This is a genomic window from Streptomyces sp. NPDC002754, assembly GCF_053592315.1.
The window spans coordinates 1-19,658 of record NZ_JBSFVM010000013.1 but is presented as its reverse complement, the minus strand read 5'-3'; the positions used below and the strand labels follow the sequence as shown (position 1 = coordinate 19,658).

The following is a 19,658-nucleotide window of genomic DNA, read 5'->3' as shown; positions in this document are numbered from 1 at the left end:
GTCGCGCTGATGGCCGTCGTGGCGTCCGTGATCGGAGTCGTGTCCGCCGTCTCGCTGCACTCGTACCTGTACGACGAGCTCGACAAGCAGGTGTCCGGCATAGCGATGCGGGCCGGCGGGCCGAAGGGTGACTTTCCCGGCGGGTCCGGGCCCCGTGGCCAACAGGAATTCGGCGACCTGGCCTTCGTGACGATGGGCTCCCCCGCGGGGACCCTCGGGGCGGAGGTCAGCGGCGGGAAGGCCACCGACGGCGAGGTCAGCGTCGAGGGAACGAACACCGCGGGCGGCGGGCAGATCCAGACCGACGGGCTGTCCCAGGACGTGCTCGACGCCCTGGACGACGTCCCTCAGAGTCACGACAGGACCCAGCCCACCACCGTCGACCTGCCGGGTCTCGGCAGCTACCGCGTCCAGTACGTCTCCGGCTCCAACGGCGACTACTACGTGGGCCGCCCCACCGACCAGGTCGACTCCACCGTCAACAAGCTCATCGCCACCGAGCTGCTCGTCGCCGCCGCGGCCCTCGTCGCGGCCGGTGCCGCCGGGGCGATCATGGTCGGCGTCAACCTGCGGCCACTGCGCCGCGTCGCCGCGACCGCGACCCGGGTCTCCGAACTCCCGCTGCACAGCGGCGAGGTGACCCTCTACGAACGCGTCCCGGAGTCCCTGGCCGACCCCAGGAACGAGGTCGGCCAGGTCGGCGCCGCGCTCAACCGCATGCTCGACCATGTGCACGGCGCCCTCGAATCACGCCAGCAGAGCGAGATGCGGGTGCGCCAGTTCGTCGCGGACGCCAGCCATGAACTGCGTACGCCACTGGCCTCCATCCGCGGCTACGCCGAGTTGACCAGGCGCGGTCGCGAGGAGACGGGGCCGGACACCCGGCACGCGCTCGGCCGCATCGAGTCCGAGGCGGACCGGATGACCGGGCTCGTCGAGGACCTGCTGCTGCTCGCCCGGCTCGATGCCGGCAGACCGCTGTCGTACGAGCCGACGGATCTGTCGCCGCTGGTCGTCGACGCGCTCAGCGATGCGCGGGCCGCCGACCGGGAGCACGAGTGGCGTCTGGAGCTGCCGGACGAGCCGGCCGCCGTGCTGGCCGATTCCGCGCGGCTGCATCAGGTCCTCGTCAACCTGCTCGCGAACGCGCGTACGCATACGCCGCCCGGCACCACGGTGACCGCGCGCGTGCATCGGCAGGGTGGGTGGGTCTGCCTCGACGTGCAGGACGATGGGCCGGGTATCCCCGAGGAGTTGTTGCCGCGGGTCTTCGAGCGGTTCGCGAGGGGCGACTCCTCGCGGTCTCGGAAGGCGGGGTCCACGGGGCTTGGGCTGGCCATCGTGCAGGCCGTTGCGGCGGCGCACGGGGGGTCGGTGACGGTGGGCAGTGTGGTCGGCCGGACCGTGTTCACGGTGCACTTGCCGGCGTACGCGGCCGGGTTCGTGGCGGGTCCCGGGGTTGACGACGCGGGGCTCCGCCCCGGACCCCGCGCCTCAATCGCCGGCGGGGCTTGAATTTGCCCGGACCCCGCGCCTCAATCGCCGGCGGGGCTTGAATTTGCCCGGGCCTCGTAGCCTCTCGTCCAGGAGCGGGGCTTGACGTTGCCCGGCCCTCGTAGCCTCTGGCTCGAGTGCGGGGCTTGATGTTGCCCGGTCATCGTCCCAACGCGGCTTGGTTTTTGTTGGGGATGGACTCACAGGCGGGGCAAAGCCTCACCACACAGCCCTAACAGGGCAGTTGGTGAATGTCGGTGGTATGCGAACCGACTCTTCTCCGGGCATTGACCCCACCGTCTCCGCGAGGTTCGGGGCGCTGCCGGCGCGGGAGCACCTCCCTGCCGGCAGCGGCGATGTGCCGGTCCTGGACGTTGTCATCCCCGTCTACAACGAGGAGAAGGACCTCGGTGAGTGCGTGCGCAGGCTGCACCACCACCTGGTCCGCACCTTCCCCTACCCCTTCCGCATCACCGTCGCGGACAACGCCTCCACCGACAGCACGCCCGAGGTGGCGCACGAACTGGCCGCCGAACTGCCGGAGGCCACGTACTTCCGCCTCGAGCAGAAGGGCCGCGGGCGCGCCCTGCGCACCGTGTGGTCGGCGTCCGACGCGCCGGTCCTCGCGTACATGGACGTGGACCTGTCCACCGACCTGAACGCGCTGCTCCCGCTCGTGGCGCCGCTGATCTCCGGGCACTCCGACCTCGCGATCGGCTCCCGGCTCGCCCGCGCCAGCCGGGTCGTGCGCGGCACGAAGCGCGAGTTCATCAGCCGCACGTACAACCTCATTCTGCGCGGCTCCCTGCAAGCCCGTTTCTCCGACGCCCAGTGCGGGTTCAAGGCGATCCGGCGCGACGTGGCGCAGGTACTGCTGCCGCTGGTCGAGGACACCGGCTGGTTCTTCGACACCGAGATGCTGGTGCTCGCGGAGCGGGCCGGGCTCCGGATCCACGAGGTGCCCGTCGACTGGGTCGACGACCCGAACTCGACCGTGCACATCGTCAAGACGGCGACCGACGACCTCAAGGGCGTCTGGCGCGTCGGCAAGGCGCTCGCCACCGGCTCGCTCCCCCTCGACCGGCTCGCGCGCCCCTTCGGCGACGACCCGCGTGACCGGCGGCTCACCGACGTGCCCAAGGGGCTCGCCCGCCAGCTGCTCGGCTTCTGCGTCGTCGGCGGCCTGTCGACGCTGCTGTATCTGCTGCTGTACTCGGGCTTCCGCTCGTTCTCGGGCGCGCAAGTCGCCAACGCGGCCGCGCTGTTCGTCTCGGCCATCGTCAACACGGCGGCCAACCGGCGTCTGACGTTCGGGGTGCGCGGCCGGGACAAGGCCGTACGCCACCAGGCCCAGGGCATCGTCGTCTTCGGCATCGGCTGGGCCCTGACCGCCGGCTCGCTCGCCGCGCTTCAGACGGCCTCCGGCGCGCCCGCGCACTCCACCGAGCTGATCGTGCTGATCGCGGCCAACCTCGCGGCGACGATCCTGCGCTTCCTGCTCTTCCGGGCGTGGGTGTTCTCGGACCGGTCCGAATCCGCCGACCGGACAGCCGACCGGAGCACCCCCGAGCCCGCCCCCATCCCCGTACGGAACTCCGAGGTTCCGCAGGCAAGGACGACCCAGCGATGACCACAGACACCCGACCCTCGTACGAGGCGCCTCCCGCGCCTCCCGCCGAGTCGCCTCCCCGGGCGGCATTCCCTACGCGCGTGTGGCGCGGCAGGCCCGAGGACCCGCGCTGGGCCCGCCCGGCGTTCCTCGGCATGCTCCTCGTGATCACGGCCGCCTACTTCTGGAACCTCTCCGCCTCCGGCTACGCCAACTCCTTCTACTCGGCGGCGGCCCAGGCGGGCAGCGAGAGCTGGAAGGCGTTCTTCTTCGGCTCGTCCGACGCGGCGAACGCGATCACCGTCGACAAGCCGCCGGCCGCGCTGTGGCCGATGGGCCTGTCGGTGCGGCTCTTCGGCCTCAACTCGTGGGCGATCCTCGCTCCGCAGGCCCTGATGGCCGTGGCCACCGCCGGTCTCCTGTACGGGGCGGTACGCCGCCGGTTCAGCGCCGCGGCGGGCCTGATCGCCATGGTGGTCCTCGCGACGACTCCGGTCGCCGCGCTGATGTTCCGCTTCAACAACCCGGACGCGCTGCTCGCGCTCCTGATGACCGCCACGGTGTACTGCGTCGTGCGCGCCATGGAGCACGGCCGCACCAAGTGGCTGATCTGGGCGGGCGTCGCCGTCGGCCTCGCCTTCCTCACCAAGACCTTGCAGGCCTTCCTGGTCCTGCCGCCGCTGGCGGTGCTCTACGCGGTGTTCGCGCCGGTACGAGTACGCAAGCGGTTCGGTCAACTCGCCCTGTCCGCCGTCGCGATGATCGTCGCGGGCGGCTGGTGGGTGGCGATCGTCGAGCTGTGGCCCGCGTCCTCGCGGCCGTACATCGGCGGCTCCCAGAGCAACTCGTTCCTTGAACTGACCTTCGGCTACAACGGACTCGGCCGCATCAACGGCGACGAGGCCGGCTCCGTCGGTGGCGGTGGCGGTGGCGGTGGCGGCGGCGCGGGCGGCGGCACGGGACAGTGGGGCGAGACCGGCCTCACCAGGATGTTCAACTCCGAGATCGGCAGCCAGATCTCGTGGCTGATCCCCGCCGCGCTGATCCTGTTCGTCGCGGGCGTGGTCCTGACGTGGAAGGCCAGGCGCACCGACACGGCGCGCGCCGCGTTCCTCGCCTGGGGCGGCTCTCTGTTGGTGACCGGCCTGACGTTCAGCCTCATGGCCGGCATCTTCCACCAGTACTACACGGTGGCCCTGGCCCCGTATCTCGCGGCCGTCATCGGCATGGGCGCCACCGTGCTGTGGGAGGAGCGGGCGCGGCTCGCGTGGTCGGTGACGCTGGGCGCCTCGGTCGTGGCGACGGCCGTGTGGGGGTACGTACTCCTCGGCCGGACGTCGGACTATCTGCCGTGGCTGCGCTGGGTCGTGCTGATCGGTGGCCTCGTGGCGGGTGCGGGCCTCGCTCTCGCGGGCCGGCTCAACCGTCAACTCGCGCTCGGGGCCGCCGTGTTGGGCCTGCTCGCCTCGCTGGCCGCCCCCACCGCGTACACCATCTCGACGCTGAACACCGGGCACACCGGGTCGATCGTGACGGCGGGGCCCTCCGGGTCCAGCATGATGGGCGGCCCTGGTGGTGGGCCCGGTGGCGGCGGCAAGGGCGGCGGTCCCGGCGGGATGCCGGGCAAGCAGGGCGGCAAGGCCGGAGGAGGCATGGCGCAGGGGCAACCCCCGACCGGCGGCGGCAAGGGCTTCCCCGGTGGCGGAACGCCGGGCCAGAGCCAGAAGCAGGGCTCCAAGCAGCAGGGCGGCATGCCCGGCGGTGGCAAGACCGGTGCTCAGGCCGGTGGCAAGACCGGTGCTCAGGCCGGTGGCAAGGGCGGCGGCGGAGGCGGCGGCATGGGCGGCCTCCTCAACGGCGCCACGGTCAGCAGCAAGGCCAAGAAGCTGCTCCAGAAGAACGCCGGTGACTACACCTGGGCCGCGGCCACGATCGGCTCGCAGAACCAGTCGAGCTACCAACTGGCCACCGGCGACCCGGTGATGGCGATCGGCGGCTTCAACGGCACCGACCCGTCCCCGACGCTCGCCCAGTTCAAGCAGTACGTCGAGGACGGCAGGATCCACTACTTCATCGGCAGCGGATCCAGTGGCGGCGGCATGGGCGGCTCCAGCTCCGGCACGTCGACGAAGATCACGAAGTGGGTCGAGGCCAACTTCAAGTTGGTGACGGTCGGCAGCAGTACGTTCTACGACCTGACCCAGCCCAAGTAAAAGCGGTTGTACGGCGTACAACACATCCTCTACGGTGTATGGGAAACTTCAGCCCATGCACCGTAGAGGAGTGCCCATGGCCCCCACGGCCGACCCGGCCACCCAGGCACCCCAGGTCACCGCGGGTCACCCCCAGCGCTGGCTCATCCTCGGCGTCATCTGCCTCGCCCAGCTGACCGTGCTGCTCGACAACACCGTCCTGAACGTCGCGATCCCCTCCCTCACCAGGGAGCTGGAGGCCTCGACGTCCGACATCCAGTGGATGATCAGCGCCTACTCGCTCGTCCAGTCCGGCCTGCTGCTCACCGCGGGCAGCGCCTCCGACCGCTACGGCCGCAAGAAGATGCTCGCGGCGGGCCTCGCGATCTTCGGCGTCGGCTCGCTGACCGCCGCGTTCGCGGGCTCGACGGGGCAGTTGATCGCGGCCCGCGCGGGCATGGGCGTCGGCGGCGCGCTGATGATGACGTCGACGCTCGCCGTCGTCGTACAGATCTTCAGCGAGGCCGAGCGCGTCAAGGCGATCGCCCTGTGGTCCACGGTCAGCACGATCGGCTTCGCCGTCGGTCCACTCGTCGGCGGCGTGCTGCTCGACCACTTCTGGTGGGGCTCGATCTTCCTCGTCAACATCCCGGTCGCACTCATCGGCCTCGTCGCCGTGCTCGCCCTGGTCCCCGAGTCGAAGAACCCGTTCGGCGACCGCCCGGACCTGCTCGGCGCGGTGCTGTCCACCGTCGGCATGACCGGCATCGTGTACGCGATCATCTCGGGCCCCGGCGACGGTTTCACCTCCGCGCCCGTCCTCGTCTCGGCCGCGATCGGCCTCGTGTCCATGGCCGCCTTCGTGACGTGGGAGCTGCGGATCCCGTATCCGATGCTCGACATGCACTTCTTCCGGAACCGGAGGTTCACGGGCGCGGTGACGGGCGCGATCCTCGTCGCCTTCGGCATGGGCGGCTCGCTGTTCCTGCTCACCCAGCACCTCCAATTCCTGCTCGGATACGGTCCGTTGGAGGCGGGGCTGCGCACCGCGCCGATGGCGCTCACCGTCGTCGCGCTCAACCTCACGGGCGTCGGCCCCCGGCTGCTCGGCAAGCTCGGCACGCCGGTCACCATCGCGTCCGGCATGACGTGCATGGCGGCGGGGCTCGCGGCCATCTCGCTGCTCGGCGGGGGTGGTTACGGCGGCATGCTGCTCGGCCTGGTCGTCATGGGCGCGGGCATGGCGCTCGCGATGCCGGCGATGGCCAACGCCATCATGAGCGCGATTCCGCCCGAGAAGGCGGGCGTGGGCGCCGGGGTCAACGGCACCCTCGCGGAGTTCGGCAACGGGCTGGGGGTCGCGGTGCTCGGCGCGGTCCTGAACGCCCGTTTCGGCGCGCTCGTGTCGGTCTCCGCGGCCTCGTTCCCCGCGGCGCTCGCGGCGGCGGACTCGGCCGGGGAGAAGGCCCGTATCAGCGAAGCCTTCTCCTCAGGTCTCGAGACCAGCCAGCTGGCCGGCGCGGCCGCCGTCCTCGCGGGCGGCCTGCTCGCGGCGGCGTTGCTGCGCAGGGCGGAACAAGCGGAGAACCGGCAGCGGTGACTTCCGCTTAGCATCGGTGCGGGTGGGGAGCGGTCCTGTGCGCAGGCCCGATCCGCCCGCGTACGAGGAATCCCTGGGAAGGAACGCCATGGCGAAGGCAGCGCGGATGAGCGTCTGGCTCGAGGACACGGATGGCGCCGTGGAGCCGAGGCCCAGAGCGTCGCGCGGCCGGCGGGCCGAGCAGCCCAGCGGGCTCGACCGGGAGCGGATCACCCGGGCGACGGTGGGGCTCCTGGACGCGGAGGGGCTCGCCAAGTTCTCGATGCGGCGCCTCGCGGGCGAACTGGGCGTCACCGCGATGTCCGTCTACTGGTACGTCGACACCAAGGACGACCTCCTCGAACTCGCCCTCGACCAGGCCTTCGGCGAGCTGGAGATCCCGGACACGGACGCGGAGGACCTGCCGGACTGGCAGACGCAGCTGCGTGAACTGGCCGCCATCTACCGGACGTTGCTCGTCCGGCACCCGTGGATCTCGCCGCTCGTCGGCAACTACCTCAACGTCGGCCCGAAGTCGCTGCTGTTCTCGCGGGCGGTACAGAGGGTCATCGCCCGCACGGGCCTCACGCTGGCGCAGCAGCGCGGCGCCGTCTCGTCCGTCTTCCAGTTCGTGTACGGATACGGCACCATCGAGGGCCACTTCCGGCAGCGCTGCGCCGAGGTGGGGCTTACGCAGGACGAGTACTTCCACAAGGCGATGGCGGCGTTTTCCGTTCCGGAGGAGATGGCGGACGACTTCTCGCATGCGGATCGGATGATGGAGGCGGTGGAGGAGGGGGGTGACGTGGACGCGATGCGCGACATGGACTTCCAGGTCGCCCTGGACCTCCAGATCGCCGGCATCGAGTCCCTGGTGGCCCACCACACTTGACGCCACGGGGCTCCGCCCCGGACCCCGCTGCTCAATCGCCGCAGGGGGTTGAAAGGCCTGCTCAATCGCCGCAGGGGCTTGTTAGATCAAGGCTCGCCGACGGTTGGTATTTCAAGCCCCGCCGGCGATTGAGGCGATCTTTTCAGCCCCGCCGGCGTTTGAGGCGCGGGGTCCGGGGCGGAGCCCCGAGGCCGTAACGCCGGTGCCGCCTAGGACAGCCTCGCCGGGAACCCACCCGTGGCAACCGGCCCCCACTTCTCCGGCGTGACCCGGATGATCGACTTCCCCTGCTCGACCATCGCCTCGCGATACTCGTCCCAATCCGGATGCTCCCCCGAAATGCACCGGAAGTACTCCACGAGCGCCTCGACGGAATCGGGCGAGTCGATGACCTCCGCCACCCCGTCGACCTGCACCCACGGCCCGTTCCACTCGTCGCTGAGCACGACGAGACTGACCCGCGGATCCCGCTTCGCGTTCCGCGTCTTGGCGCGCTCCGGGTACGTGGAAACAACAATCCGCCCGTCGCCGTCGACCCCGCAGGTCAGAGGTGAGGCCTGCGGGGTGCCGTCGGCGCGGGCGGTGATGAGGAGGGCGCGGTGCCTGGGCCTTACGAAGTCGAGCAACTCGTCGATGGAGACACGGGTGTTGGTCGCGATATTCGGAGCCATCCCCGCACTTTAGGGCCTGCCCGGCGGATCATGGTGCAGGCGAGCGGGGGCTGACATCGCCGGGGTCACATCTGTGGCAGCGCGTCGCCCTGTACGGCCTGGATGTCGAGCTCGACCTTCAGCGTCGCGCCGATCGCGGCGATGCCGGCCTGCACGACCTGGTTGTAGTTCATCGCGAAGTCCTCGCGCTTCAGCTCGGCGATCGCCTTGAACGCCGCGCGCGTGCCGCCCCACGGGTCGGCGCCCGTGCCCAGGTAGCTGAGGTCGAGGTCGACCTCGCGCGCCACGCCGTGCAGGCTCAGCTGGCCGTGCACGGTCCAGCGGTCGGTGCCCGCGGGCTCGATGCCGGTCGACCGGTAGGTGATCTCCGGGTACGTCTCGACGTCCAGGAAGTCCGGGGACTTCAGGTGGCCGTCGCGCATGCCGTTGCCGGTGTCGATGGACGCCGCGTTGATGACGGCCTCGACCCGCGACTTCTCCACGTCCTGCGCTATGTCGATGCGCGCCGAGAACTCGGTGAACCGGCCGTGCACCGACGTGATTCCGAGGTGCTGTGCCGTCGCCGCGATCGTCGAGTGCATCGGGTCGACCATCCACGGCCCGGGCGGCGGCAGCTCGGCCCCGCCCTGCCGGTGCAGCACAATGCTGCCCACGTCGGCCCTGCCGCTCGCCGTCACCATCGCGGTGGAGGCGGCGGGGGCGTAGCCGACGGCGGTCACGATCACCGTGTAGGGACCGGGCGTGAGCGCGGCCGGGTCGTGCACGGCGCCCTCGTCGTCGGCCTCTGCCCGCAGCACCTGCGATCCGGTCATGTCGGTCACCGTGACGACGGCGTGCGGCAGGGCCCACCCGTCCCGCGTGCGGATCCGCGCGCTCAGTCCCATGCTTTTGCTCTCCTAGCTCAAGTTCTTACGTACGTAGAGGGGCGGTCGTTCTCTCCCCCTACGAAGACGGGCCCCGGCCGGCATGCGTCTCGGCCGTCCCCTGCCGATGTGACGACGCCGCCGGGTCCGGGGCCCATTCTCACAACCGGGCCTGTGTGGTCCGCGTCCGCTCAAAGCGCGAACCACACCTTCAGGTGGCCCGGGGCCTGATCACTCGCCGGGGTGGGCGAGTTCGATGTCGTGGCCGTCGATGCCGCTGCCGTTGACGCTGAGGCCCGTGGCCACCGGCGGGTAGCCGGTCGCGATCACGGTGTACTCGCCGCCGTCCAGGTCGGTGAAGGCGTACTCGCCGTCCTCACCGGTGGTGGCGGTGGCGACCACGTTGCCCGCGGCGTCCACCAGCGTGACCCGCGCGTCGTTCAGCGCGCGGCCCGCGGCCCGGATGGTGCCCTGGACCTGGGAGCCGGAGTGCAGGTCGATCTCGACGCGGGTGACACCCGTGCCGCCCACCTCGACCGGCAGTGCCGTCGGACGGTGCCCCGCCGCGTTCACGGCGATGGTCACGGTGCCCGGGACCAGCTCGGCGAAGGTGAACTCGCCGCCCGGACCGGACTGACCAGTGGCGAGCACATCGCCGCGGACGTCGGTGACGATGACCATCGCCCCGGCGACCGGCGCCTTGGTCTCGCTGGCCCGCACCACACCGGTGAGGCCGCTGGTCCCGCTGAGCAGGATGTCGTACGTGACCGGGTCCTCGCCCACCAGGACGGTGGACGCCTGCGGCTGGTAGCCGTCGGCCGAGGCGATCAGGACGTAGCTGCCGGCGCCGGGGGCGTCGACCGCGTACGAACCGTCGCCCTGGGCCACGGCGCGGCCCAGCTGACGGCCGCCGAGGGAGATCAGCGTGACCGCGGCGCGGGACACCGGGGCGGACTCGGCACCGCGGACGAAGCCGTGGACCGGGGTGCCGCCGCCCACCGGGGCACCGGCGCCCGCGGAGGCCACAGCGGCGAGCCGCTGGGTCTGGTGGTCGGCCGCGGGCTCACCCGCACCGACGAGGCTCGGCACCTGCTCCGGCGCGGGGGCGGGAGCAGCGGCCTGGGCCGGGGTGGCCGAGGGCGACGCGTCGCCCTGTGCGGCCTGTTCGAGGGCTCCGGTGGTACGCAGGGGAACCTCCTTGATGAAGATCGTGAAGACGAATGCCAGGAACGCGACCGGGGCGGCGTACAGGAAGATGTCGGCGATGCCGCTTCCGTACGCGGCCTCGAGCCAGTTGCGGATCGGGCCGGGCAGGACGGACATGTCCGGCAGTGCGCTGCCGCCCATGGCCTTGCCCGCGGCCTGCTGTTCCTGCGGGCTGAGGGAGCCGATGGTGTCGGTGGCGTGGGTGCTGATGCGGCTGGTCATCACGGAGCCGAGCGCCGAGACGCCGATCGTGCCGCCGAGGGACCGGAAGAAGCTCACCATCGAGGAGGCGGAACCGAGGTCCTTGGGGGCGACCTGGTTCTGCGTGCTCAGCACGAGGTTCTGCATCATCATGCCGACGCCGAGACCCAGCAGCGCCATCCAGATCGCGACGCGCCAGTACGGGGTGTCGTACTCGATGGTGCCGAGCAGCCCCAGACCCGCGGTCAGGAACAGACCGCCGGCGACGAGCCAGGCCTTCCACTTGCCGGTCCGGGTGATGATCTGGCCGGAGACGGTGGAGGAGATGAACAGTCCACCGATCATCGGGATCGTCATGACACCCGACATCGTGGGCGTCTTGCCGCGCGCCAACTGGAAGTACTGCGAGAAGTACACGGTGCCCGCGAACATCGCGACACCGACGAACAGCGACGCGAGCGAGGCCAGCGTGATGGTGCGGTTCTTGAAGAGTCGCAGCGGGATGATCGGCTCGGTGGCCTTGGACTCGACGAGCGTGAAGATCAGCGCCAGTACGATCGAGCCGCCGACCATCGTGTAGGTCTGCCACGACAGCCACTCGTACTTGTCGTCGGCGAAGGTGACCCAGAGAAGGAGCAGGCAGACCGCGGCGGTGATGAAGAAGGCACCGGCCCAGTCGACCTTCGCCTTCCGCTTGACCACCGGCAGGTGCAGCGTCTTCTGCAGCACGATCAGGGCGATCAGCGCGAAGGGCACACCGACGAAGAGGCAGTAGCGCCAGCCGAGCCAGTCGGTGTCGGTGATGACGCCGCCGAGCAGCGGACCGCCGACGGTGGCGACGGCGAACGTGGCGCCGAGGTAACCGGAGTAACGGCCGCGCTCACGCGGGGCGATCATCGCGGCCATGACGATCTGCGCCAGGGCGGACAGACCACCGGCGCCGATGCCCTGGATGGCACGGGCGGTGATCAGCATCCCCGGGTTCTGCGCGAGGCCGGCGACGACCGAGCCCACCACGTAGACGACCAGGGCTATCTGGACCAGGGCCTTCTTGCTGAACAGGTCCGCCATCTTGCCCCAGAGGGGCGTGGTGGCGGTCATGGCGAGCAGCGAGGCCGTGACGACCCAGGTGTAGGCGGACTGGCCGCCGCCCAGGTCGCCGATGATCTTGGGAAGAGCGTTGGTGACGATCGTCGACGAGACGATGGCGGCGAACATGCCGAGCAGCAGCCCGGACAGCGCCTCCATGACCTGCCGGTGCGACATCGGGGCGCCCGCTTCGGGGGCGGCCCCTGAATGCTTGGGATGGCTGCCCCGCACACCGGACGGTGTGGTTGTTGCCATGGGATTCCTTTTCTTACGTGTTACGCGGGTGTACGGGTGATGGTCTGAGCGGTCGACTGGATGGTCGGCTCAGTGGCGGCCTGCGGAACCGTCGTTCGGGACCCCGTCGTGCGGCAGTCACCGAAGCTCTCGCGCAGTCGTGTCATGAGGACGATCAATTGATCGACCTCGTCGTCGGACCAGTCGCTCAGCCGGTCGGCGAGCAGTTGGGTGCTCCGTTCATTGAGCACCTCCATCTGCTTCGAGCCCTTTTCGGTGAGGCTGAGGATGCGCGAACGCTTGTCGGCGGGGTCGGGATGACGCTCGATCCAACCGCGGTCCGCGACGTGTGCCACGTGCCGGCTGGCCACGGACACGTCCACGGCGAGCAGCTCGGCCATGCGGCTCATCCGCATGTCGCCGTAGCGCTTGAGCAGCGTGATCACCGCGGCCGAACCGGTCGGACAGTCGGGCGGGAGGATCCGCGCCATGTCCCTCTTGACGGCTCCGAAGGCACTCATTTGTCGCGCCAGCTCGTCGTAGTGACGTTGTGCGGCCACGGCACCTCCTGACCAAAAGATCTTTATTTGTTGCTTAGGGCAACCATAGAAGCAGTTGGTTGCCACAGGCAAACGAAAGGGGGTGGTCGCGGATAAAATCGCGGCAAAGAACGAGTGCAAATCAGTAAAGTCGCAGCTCAGGCGCCCTGCGCGCGGGCTGTGGCGTCCTTCACGGCAATTCGCTAGGGTCCTGCCCCATGGCTAACAACCCCCAAGGCCCCGGCCCCCAGGGCACTAACGACCCCGCGGGCAACACCCAGATGTTCCGCGCCTTCGTCGACGAACAGCCTCCCGCAGGACCCGGCCGACAGCAGGCCGCCGCGAAGTCCGGGCCGAGCGCCGGCCTGATCATCGGCATCGTGCTCGCGATCGTGGTGGTGGCGGGCGTGGCCTGGCTGGCACTCAAGTAGTCGGCCCCCGGAGGCAGTTCACCTCCGGGGCCGGTCCGGCGAGGCAGTTCACTTCCAGTCGACGTCGACGTCCTTGGTCTCGAGCCGCATGCCGAGCGGGACGCGCCACTGGTCGACGCACACCGTCCACGTCTTCCGCTTCTTCTCCCCGGCCCCGAGGGGCGCGGGGAGCTTCTTTGTGACGTCGACGGTCGCCCAGTCGACACCCAGGGCCCCCAGCACGTGCGTCTCGAAGGTCACCTTGCCCGAACGCACCGCGCTGCCACCGGAGTTGTGCAGCGCCAGCGTCACGTCCTGGCACCAGCGCTTGTCGGCGTCCTTGAGCACGGGGTCGCCGACCTTGAGCAGGGCGGGGCCCGAGGGGGACGAGGAGGGCGTGTCGCCGCGGTCGGAGGCGGCGCCGGACCTCTCGGCGCTCCCGGAGCCGCCGGCGCTGCCAGAGTTGCCGGGGGGCTTCTCTGTGGCGGGTGTTGTGCCATCGCCGCCGGGGGACTCGCCGGGGACCTCCCGGGCTGGAGGGGCGCCGCCCGCGTCCGGACCGTCTTCCGCGGCCTTGCCCGTCCCGCCCTTCCCCGAGGAGCCAGAGGCGCCAGGGCTGCCCGTCTCTGGTGGGTCCAGCGGTACGAGCTCCACCTTGCCGTGGGGCGCGACCCGGTCGCCCGGTCCCGTGGGCGCCGCTCCTGCCGCGCCCACGGCCACGTACGGATCGGGACCGCCGTCACCGTCGAGGGCGACGACGGCGCCCGCGCTCACGCACACCGCGGCGACCGAAGCGGCCCCCACGGCGACCTTCCTGTGACCGAGCAACCAAGTCCGCAGCATCGCGCCAGTGTGTCTGACGGCCCGTCAATTAGGAACCCCGTGGGGCGGTTGTGATGGTTGGCCACACATGCGGCGGGGCGGGCCCGGACACCGGACCCGCCCCATGCAGCGCCTTCGCCCAGTCGGCTATCAGTCGGCGATCAGACCTTCCCGCAGCTGCGACAGCGTCCGCGTGAGCAGCCGGGACACGTGCATCTGGGAGATGCCGACCTCCTCGCCGATCTGCGACTGCGTCATGTTCGCGAAGAACCGGAGCATGATGATCTGGCGCTCGCGCGGCGGCAGCTTGGCGAGCAGGGGCTTGAGCGACTCGCGGTACTCGACGCCCTCAAGGGCCGTGTCCTCGTAGCCGAGCCGGTCCGCGAGGGAGCCCTCGCCGCCGTCGTCCTCGGGCGCGGGCGAGTCCAGCGAGGACGCCGTGTACGCGTTGCCCACCGCGAGGCCGTCGACCACGTCCTCCTCGGAGACGCCGAGCACCACGGCGAGCTCCGGGACGGTCGGCGAGCGGTCCAGCTTCTGCGCGAGCTCGTCGCTGGCCTTGGTCAGGGCGAGCCGCAGCTCCTGGAGGCGGCGCGGCACGCGCACCGACCACGAGGTGTCCCGGAAGAACCGCTTGATCTCACCGACGACCGTCGGCATCGCGAACGTCGGGAACTCCACGCCCCGTTCGCAGTCGAAACGGTCGATCGCCTTGATCAGGCCGATCGTTCCGACCTGGACGATGTCCTCCATCGGCTCGTTGCGACTGCGGAAGCGGGCCGCCGCGTACCGCACCAGCGGCAGGTTCAGCTCGATCAGCGTGTCGCGGACGTACGCCCGCTCCGGGCTGTGCTCGTCGAGCGTGGCAAGACGCAGGAACAGGGAACGGGACAAGGTTCGGGTGTCGATGGACCCGCTTGTCGGAGGTGTCACGGACACCTCGCGGTCCCCGGCGGCCTGCGCCGGAACCGAAGCGGGAACAGGAGCGTCGATCAGCGCGGCAGGCGTCTGCTCGCTCAGGTCATCGGTCGCGGCGGGTGCGCCGGGCGTGAGCGTGAGCACCTTCGAGCTGCCCTGGTCTGCGGACATGCCACCCCCTTGAGGTCGCGGACGGTCGCGGCGGACGCTCCCGTCAGGTAAGAGCGCAGCCTCCACCTGAATACCGGACGAGGGGCTGCGCCAAACGCCGTTCCAGCAGAATGTCACATGTCGGCAACACGCTGTAGTGACATGTCGACATGTATGGGATGGATCGACGCAGGAAGCAAGGGGTGTGGCGGGAGATGGCGCGGATTCCCGCGGGAAATGCCCCGCGGGTCTTCTCTACCCGTTCGAGCTAGGAATCGATCCTGTTTGCGGACCGAAGTCGAGCGAAGCTGCGGGCGAGGAGTCTTGACACGTGCATCTGCGAGACACCCAGCTCGGCGCTGATCTGAGATTGCGTCAGATTGCTGTAGTAGCGGAGCAAAAGGATCCGTTGCTCCCGCTCGGGCAGCTGCACGAGGAGGTGCCGTACGAGATCGCGGTGCTCGACGCCGTCCAGCTCCGGGTCCTCGTAGCCGAGCCGGTCGAGCAGGCCCGGCATCCCGTCGCCCTCCTGTGCGGCCTCCAGGGACGTCGCGTGGTACGAGCGGCCGGCCTCGATGCAGGCGAGCACCTCGTCCTCGCCGATCCGCAGCCGCTCGGCGATCTCGGCGGTGGTCGGGGAGCGTCCGAAGGCCGTCGTCAGGTCCTCGGTGGCGCCGGTGACCTGCACCCACAGCTCGTGGAGGCGGCGCGGCACGTGCACGGTGCGGACGTTGTCGCGGAAGTACCGCTTGATCTCGCCGACGACCGTGGGCATCGCGAAGGTCGGGAACTGGACGCCGCGCTCCGGGTCGAAGCGGTCGATGGCGTTGATCAGGCCGATGGTGCCGACCTGGACGACGTCCTCCATCGGCTCGTTGCGGCTGCGGAAGCGGGCCGCCGCGTACCGCACCAGCGGCAGGTTCGCCTCGATCAGGGCGCCGCGCACCCTGGAGTGCTCGGGGCTGCCCGGCGGGAGGTCCTTGATCTGCGCGAAGAGGACCTGGGTCAGCGCGCGGGCGTCGGCGCCCCGGCTCTTCGTGGGCGCGGGCGGCGCTTCGGGCGCGGGCGGTGCTTCTTGAGGCGCAGTACTGGCCGGCACGGTCAACTCCACCTCTGTTTCCGTCAACTCATCGGTCAAAAGCGGTCATAGCATCACAAGACATGTGCACTGTGTGCAAGCACCGCATAACTCCGTGTTGAAGCCTCAGTTGGGGCATCGGCGGGGGTTCAGGACGGGTTCAGGACGCACGAAAGCCCCTCACCGTTCCGGTGAGAGGCTTCTCGAACGAGTGACGGTCCGGAGGGTGCGCCTCAGAACTCGTAGTCCGCGATCACCCACGTGGCGAACTCGCGCCACATCGCGACGCCCTCCTGGTGGGCGGGGTGCTCGAGGTACCGCTTCAGGGCATCGGTGTCCTCGACGGCCGAATTGATCGCGAAGTCGTGGGCGATCGGCCGGTCGGTGATGTTCCAGCCGCACTCCCAGAACGTCAGCTCGGGGATCTTCGCACCCAGCGCGCGGAAGGCCTCGACGCCCTCGGCCACGCGCGGTTCGTCACGGCTCACACCGTCGTTGAGCTTGAAAAGGACCAGATGGCGGATCACGGGGCGCTCCTGAGGTGCTGACGGCCGGTCTGCCGGACCGTTACTTCCCGCCTACTTCCCGCCGTTGACGACCCAGGTCATGAAGTCACCCACGGACTGGGCGGCGGACGATACGCCTTCGAACCCTATCTGGACGTAATCGGCCGCCTTGGAGGGGTCGGTGATGATCACGTAGAGCACGAAGACCACCCCGACGAAGAGCGCTATTTTCTTCGACTGCACCACGTTGCCTCCCCGTACCCGTGTCCGGTCCCCGTCCGACCCCTGTCGAACGGCGGTGAGTCTAACGCGGACGATCACCGACGCGACCTTTAAGGACCAACGGCCTCCGGTTATGGGTCCTTTGCCGACGTCCCGCACCCCCACAAAGGGGCAGTATTGGTGACGAGCCCGGAGGGTCTGGCAGGAATCCGATGGGCTGGGACGTGACCCCGACTGCGGGGTCCGCGCCGCGGCTTCCCCCCAGAAGCGGCGCGGACTACGGGAGATCGTCCTCACCGGGGGGAGCGGCTTGTCCCCCCGATTGCCGCTCCCCCCGACCCGAACGGGACGGCTGAGCCCCGGCGCCTCTGGTCAGGCGCCGGGGCTCTTCGTATGCGCGGGTGCCGACCGACCGGCCCAGCGGGCAAAGCGAAGGGGCGGATCCGCGATCGGATCCGCCCCTTCGAACGGCGGTAGCGGTGGGATTTGAACCCACGGTGAGTCTCCCCACACTCGCTTTCGAGGCGAGCTCCTTCGGCCGCTCGGACACGCTACCGAGAGGAACTCTAGCCCATGGGGGGCCGTGCTCCGAAATCCGTATCCCTGAAGAAACGGGTGAGCTGGATCGCACATTCTTCGGCGAGTACCGCGGAGATCACTTCGGGCCTGTGGTTGAGCCGCCGGTCGCGGATCACGTCCCACAGCGAACCGGCCGCCCCCGCCTTGTCGTCGCGGGCCCCGTAGACGACCCGGTCGACGCGGGACTGCACGAGCGCGCCCGCGCACATGGTGCACGGCTCCAGGGTGACGACGAGCGTGCAGCCGGTCAGCCGCCACTCGCCCACCTCTTGCGCGGCCCGCCGCAGCGCCAGCACCTCGGCGTGCGCGGTCGGGTCCCCCGTCAGCTCGCGCTCGTTGTGCGCCCGCGCGAGCACGGTGGTCCCGTCCGGCGCCAGCACGACGGCGCCGACGGGCACATCACCGGCCGCCGCGGCGAGCCCGGCCTCGGCCAGGGCCTGCCGCATCGGCGGCTTCCAGGGGTCTCGTACGGGATCGGGGGCGGGAGCGGCGTCGGAGGGTGTCACGGCGAGGAATCTATCGCCGCGGCGGTCAGCGCACCGTCTCCAGGACCTCCGATGCCCCCAGGGCGTCGGCGATCTCGCTCAGCGCGTCCGCCCCGTCGAGGGTGAGCAGATCCTTCTCGGGGACGCCCAGGTCGGCCAGGACCGCGCTGTCGCCGAGCGGGCCGGGCGGCACCGCCTCGGCTCCGGTGTCCTCGTCCTCGTCCCCGGACGCCTCCTCGTCGTCCGGTTCGCCGTCCTCCGTCCCGTCCAGGTCCAGGGCGTCCAGTTCGTCGACGGCGACGGCGTCCAAACCGTCCGGAGCCTTGCCGAGCAGTTCGTCGGTGAGCAGGATCTCGCCGTAGCTGCTGCGGGCGGCAGCGGCTGCGTCGGAGACGTAGATGCGAGGGTCCTCCTCGCCGTCGATGCGGACGACGCCGAACCAGGCGTCCTCCTGTTCGATGAAGACGAGGATCGTGTCGTCCTCGGCGCCGGCCTCGGCCAACGCCTCGCGGGCCAGGTCGGCCAGGTCCGACAGGGTCTCCACGTCGTCGAGCTCTGTGTCGCTCGCTTCCCACCCGTCTTCGGTGCGCGCGAGCAGTGCGGCGAAGTACACCGTGACTCTCCCACTTGTCTCAGGTGTGCCGGTCAGGAGGCGGGGAGTGCAGTTCAAGCCCCGCCCACTCGGAATCGTGGCAGAAAGTCCGGCTCCAAGAGAGGTCTTCCGCGCGCTGTGTTTGTGGCGCGTCTTCCGCGGGGTCCCGCGAGACGGGGGTCGGGGGCGGATCGGCGGGCCCCGTCACCAGCGAAACGTGCGCATCCGCATCTGCTGACGCATCCGTGCGGCCCGGGCGCGGCGCGGCTGGACCCTGGCGCGCAGCTCCCGCGCCTCGGTCAGTTCCCGCAGGAACAGGGCCCGCCTGCGCCTGCGCGCGGCGTCCGTCTCCGGCCCGGAATCCGGCTCCGTCTCCGGCTCGGGCCCGGCCCCGCTCCCGCCCGGCCCGTGCTCGGGCCGCTCCCGACGCTTCCCGTCCGCCATCGGCCACACCACCCCAGTCCGCCCGGTCGGCGCAGTCGGCGCCAGTCGGCGAGTCCCTTCCACCTTCCCTCCGCACCGGTCATTGATGCCACCGCGCGGGGCAGCCGCGGCCCTGTGGCCCGGTTACTGTTGAGGACATGCGGATCCACGTCGTCGACCACCCTTTGGTGGCGCACAAGCTCACCACGCTGCGCGACCAGCGCACCGACTCCCCGACCTTCCGGCGCCTGGCCGACGAGCTGGTCACCCTGCTCGCCTATGAGGCGACCCGGGACGTGCGCACGGAGCAGGTCGACATCGACACCCCCGTCTCGCGGACGACCGGCGTCAAGCTGTCGTACCCGCGCCCGCTGGTGGTGCCGATCCTGCGCGCGGGCCTCGGCATGCTCGACGGCATGGTGCGGCTGCTGCCGACCGCTGAGGTGGGCTTCCTCGGCATGGTCCGCAACGAGGAGACGCTGCAGCCCGCGACGTACGCGACGCGGATGCCGGACGACCTCTCCGGGCGCCAGGTGTACGTCCTGGACCCGATGCTGGCCACGGGCGGCACGCTCGTCGCGGCGATCCAGGAACTGATCAAGCGCGGCGCCGACGACGTCACGGCCGTGGTGCTGCTCGCCGCCCCCGAGGGCGTCGAGATCATGGAGCGCGAGCTGGCCGGCACGCCGGTCACCGTCGTGACGGCCTCGGTCGACGAGCGGCTCAACGAGCACGGGTACATCGTCCCGGGCCTCGGCGACGCCGGGGACCGGATGTACGGGGTCGCCGAGTAGCGGCGCCGCACGGGACACACGAGAAGGGCCGGGGGTGGAAGGGTCGGGGCTCTGCCCTGGGCCCTGCGCCTCGAGTGCCGGCGGGGGTGGAAGGGTCGGGGCTCTGCCCT

The 19,658-nt window shown here is 70.3% G+C and carries 19 protein-coding genes and 1 tRNA gene; 7 read left to right on the top strand and 13 right to left on the bottom strand.

The genetic code is table 11. The features are described 5' to 3' along the window. Positions 1–9 precede the first annotated feature (9 nt). The 5 genes from ACWD2L_RS24425 to ACWD2L_RS24405 all read left to right on the top strand — a co-directional run bounded on the left by ACWD2L_RS24425 (position 10) and on the right by ACWD2L_RS24405 (position 7,766). Positions 10–1,515 (top strand): HAMP domain-containing sensor histidine kinase, encoded by a 1,506-nt coding sequence (locus ACWD2L_RS24425; RefSeq protein WP_351332273.1) that lies wholly within the window; start codon positions 10–12, stop codon positions 1,513–1,515. Positions 1,516–1,756: 241 nt separating this feature from the next. Then, the gene (locus ACWD2L_RS24420) at positions 1,757–3,124 is read left to right on the top strand and encodes a bifunctional glycosyltransferase family 2/GtrA family protein (protein WP_351332026.1); all 1,368 of its coding nucleotides are present in this window, start codon (positions 1,757–1,759) and stop codon (positions 3,122–3,124) included. Further along, entirely contained in the window at positions 3,121–5,316 is a 2,196-nt protein-coding gene (locus ACWD2L_RS24415) for a glycosyltransferase family 39 protein (RefSeq protein WP_451191302.1), read from the top strand. Before ACWD2L_RS24420 ends, ACWD2L_RS24415 begins: the two co-directional genes overlap by 4 nt. Positions 5,317–5,392: 76 nt before the next feature. Then, positions 5,393–6,895 carry an MFS transporter gene (locus tag ACWD2L_RS24410; protein ID WP_351332021.1) on the top strand — a complete coding sequence of 501 codons (1,503 nt, stop codon included), beginning with the start codon at positions 5,393–5,395 and terminating at the stop codon, positions 6,893–6,895. An 88-nt stretch (positions 6,896–6,983) separates the two neighbouring features. Further along, on the top strand, positions 6,984–7,766 hold the full coding sequence (locus ACWD2L_RS24405) for a TetR/AcrR family transcriptional regulator (protein WP_351332018.1): 783 nt from the start codon (positions 6,984–6,986) through the stop codon (positions 7,764–7,766). A 209-nt stretch (positions 7,767–7,975) separates the two neighbouring features. Here the strand turns inward: ACWD2L_RS24405 and ACWD2L_RS24400 are convergent, their stop codons facing one another. The 4 genes from ACWD2L_RS24400 to ACWD2L_RS24385 all read right to left on the bottom strand — a co-directional run bounded on the left by ACWD2L_RS24400 (position 7,976) and on the right by ACWD2L_RS24385 (position 12,590). After that, positions 7,976–8,437, bottom strand: a complete 462-nt coding sequence (locus tag ACWD2L_RS24400; protein WP_351344905.1) for a PPOX class F420-dependent oxidoreductase — start codon at positions 8,435–8,437, stop codon at positions 7,976–7,978. A gap of 65 nt (positions 8,438–8,502) precedes the next feature. After that, positions 8,503–9,321 (bottom strand): YceI family protein, encoded by an 819-nt coding sequence (locus tag ACWD2L_RS24395; RefSeq protein ID WP_351344902.1) that lies wholly within the window; start codon positions 9,319–9,321, stop codon positions 8,503–8,505. Positions 9,322–9,531: 210 nt separating this feature from the next. Next, a complete protein-coding gene (locus tag ACWD2L_RS24390; RefSeq protein WP_351344899.1) occupies positions 9,532–12,051 on the bottom strand; it encodes an MFS transporter in 2,520 nt (839 codons plus the stop codon). Positions 12,052–12,071: 20 nt separating this feature from the next. Beyond that, on the bottom strand, positions 12,072–12,590 hold the full coding sequence (locus ACWD2L_RS24385) for a MarR family winged helix-turn-helix transcriptional regulator (protein ID WP_351344896.1): 519 nt from the start codon (positions 12,588–12,590) through the stop codon (positions 12,072–12,074). A 197-nt stretch (positions 12,591–12,787) separates the two neighbouring features. Between ACWD2L_RS24385 and ACWD2L_RS24380 the strand changes: the two genes are divergently transcribed. Continuing rightward, entirely contained in the window at positions 12,788–13,000 is a 213-nt protein-coding gene (locus ACWD2L_RS24380; RefSeq protein WP_351344893.1) for a hypothetical protein, read from the top strand. 48 nt (positions 13,001–13,048) lie between these two features. Here the strand turns inward: ACWD2L_RS24380 and ACWD2L_RS24375 are convergent, their stop codons facing one another. The 9 genes from ACWD2L_RS24375 to ACWD2L_RS24335 form a co-directional block, all read right to left on the bottom strand. After that, a complete protein-coding gene (locus ACWD2L_RS24375; RefSeq protein ID WP_351344890.1) occupies positions 13,049–13,822 on the bottom strand; it encodes a hypothetical protein in 774 nt (257 codons plus the stop codon). 129 nt (positions 13,823–13,951) lie between these two features. Next, entirely contained in the window at positions 13,952–14,890 is a 939-nt protein-coding gene (locus ACWD2L_RS24370; RefSeq protein WP_351344887.1) for an RNA polymerase sigma factor SigF, read from the bottom strand. A gap of 247 nt (positions 14,891–15,137) precedes the next feature. Then, on the bottom strand, positions 15,138–16,007 hold the full coding sequence (locus ACWD2L_RS24365; protein WP_351344884.1) for an RNA polymerase sigma factor SigF: 870 nt from the start codon (positions 16,005–16,007) through the stop codon (positions 15,138–15,140). A gap of 173 nt (positions 16,008–16,180) precedes the next feature. After that, positions 16,181–16,474 (bottom strand): Dabb family protein, encoded by a 294-nt coding sequence (locus ACWD2L_RS24360; RefSeq protein WP_351344881.1) that lies wholly within the window; start codon positions 16,472–16,474, stop codon positions 16,181–16,183. Between the two features lie 51 nt (positions 16,475–16,525). Further along, positions 16,526–16,699 (bottom strand): hypothetical protein, encoded by a 174-nt coding sequence (locus ACWD2L_RS24355; protein WP_351344878.1) that lies wholly within the window; start codon positions 16,697–16,699, stop codon positions 16,526–16,528. Between the two features lie 447 nt (positions 16,700–17,146). Next, a tRNA-Ser gene (locus tag ACWD2L_RS24350) sits at positions 17,147–17,231 on the bottom strand. A gap of 10 nt (positions 17,232–17,241) precedes the next feature. Beyond that, positions 17,242–17,700 carry a tRNA adenosine(34) deaminase TadA gene (gene tadA, locus ACWD2L_RS24345; protein ID WP_351344908.1) on the bottom strand — a complete coding sequence of 153 codons (459 nt, stop codon included), beginning with the start codon at positions 17,698–17,700 and terminating at the stop codon, positions 17,242–17,244. Positions 17,701–17,785: 85 nt separating this feature from the next. Beyond that, positions 17,786–18,352 carry a tRNA adenosine deaminase-associated protein gene (locus ACWD2L_RS24340; RefSeq protein WP_351344875.1) on the bottom strand — a complete coding sequence of 189 codons (567 nt, stop codon included), beginning with the start codon at positions 18,350–18,352 and terminating at the stop codon, positions 17,786–17,788. 183 nt (positions 18,353–18,535) lie between these two features. After that, positions 18,536–18,775 carry a hypothetical protein gene (locus ACWD2L_RS24335; RefSeq protein WP_351344872.1) on the bottom strand — a complete coding sequence of 80 codons (240 nt, stop codon included), beginning with the start codon at positions 18,773–18,775 and terminating at the stop codon, positions 18,536–18,538. A 137-nt stretch (positions 18,776–18,912) separates the two neighbouring features. Here ACWD2L_RS24335 and upp point away from each other — a divergent pair, with 137 nt between their 5' ends. Beyond that, positions 18,913–19,548, top strand: a complete 636-nt coding sequence (gene upp / locus ACWD2L_RS24330) for a uracil phosphoribosyltransferase (protein WP_266712219.1) — start codon at positions 18,913–18,915, stop codon at positions 19,546–19,548. Positions 19,549–19,658: the final 110 nt, after the last annotated feature.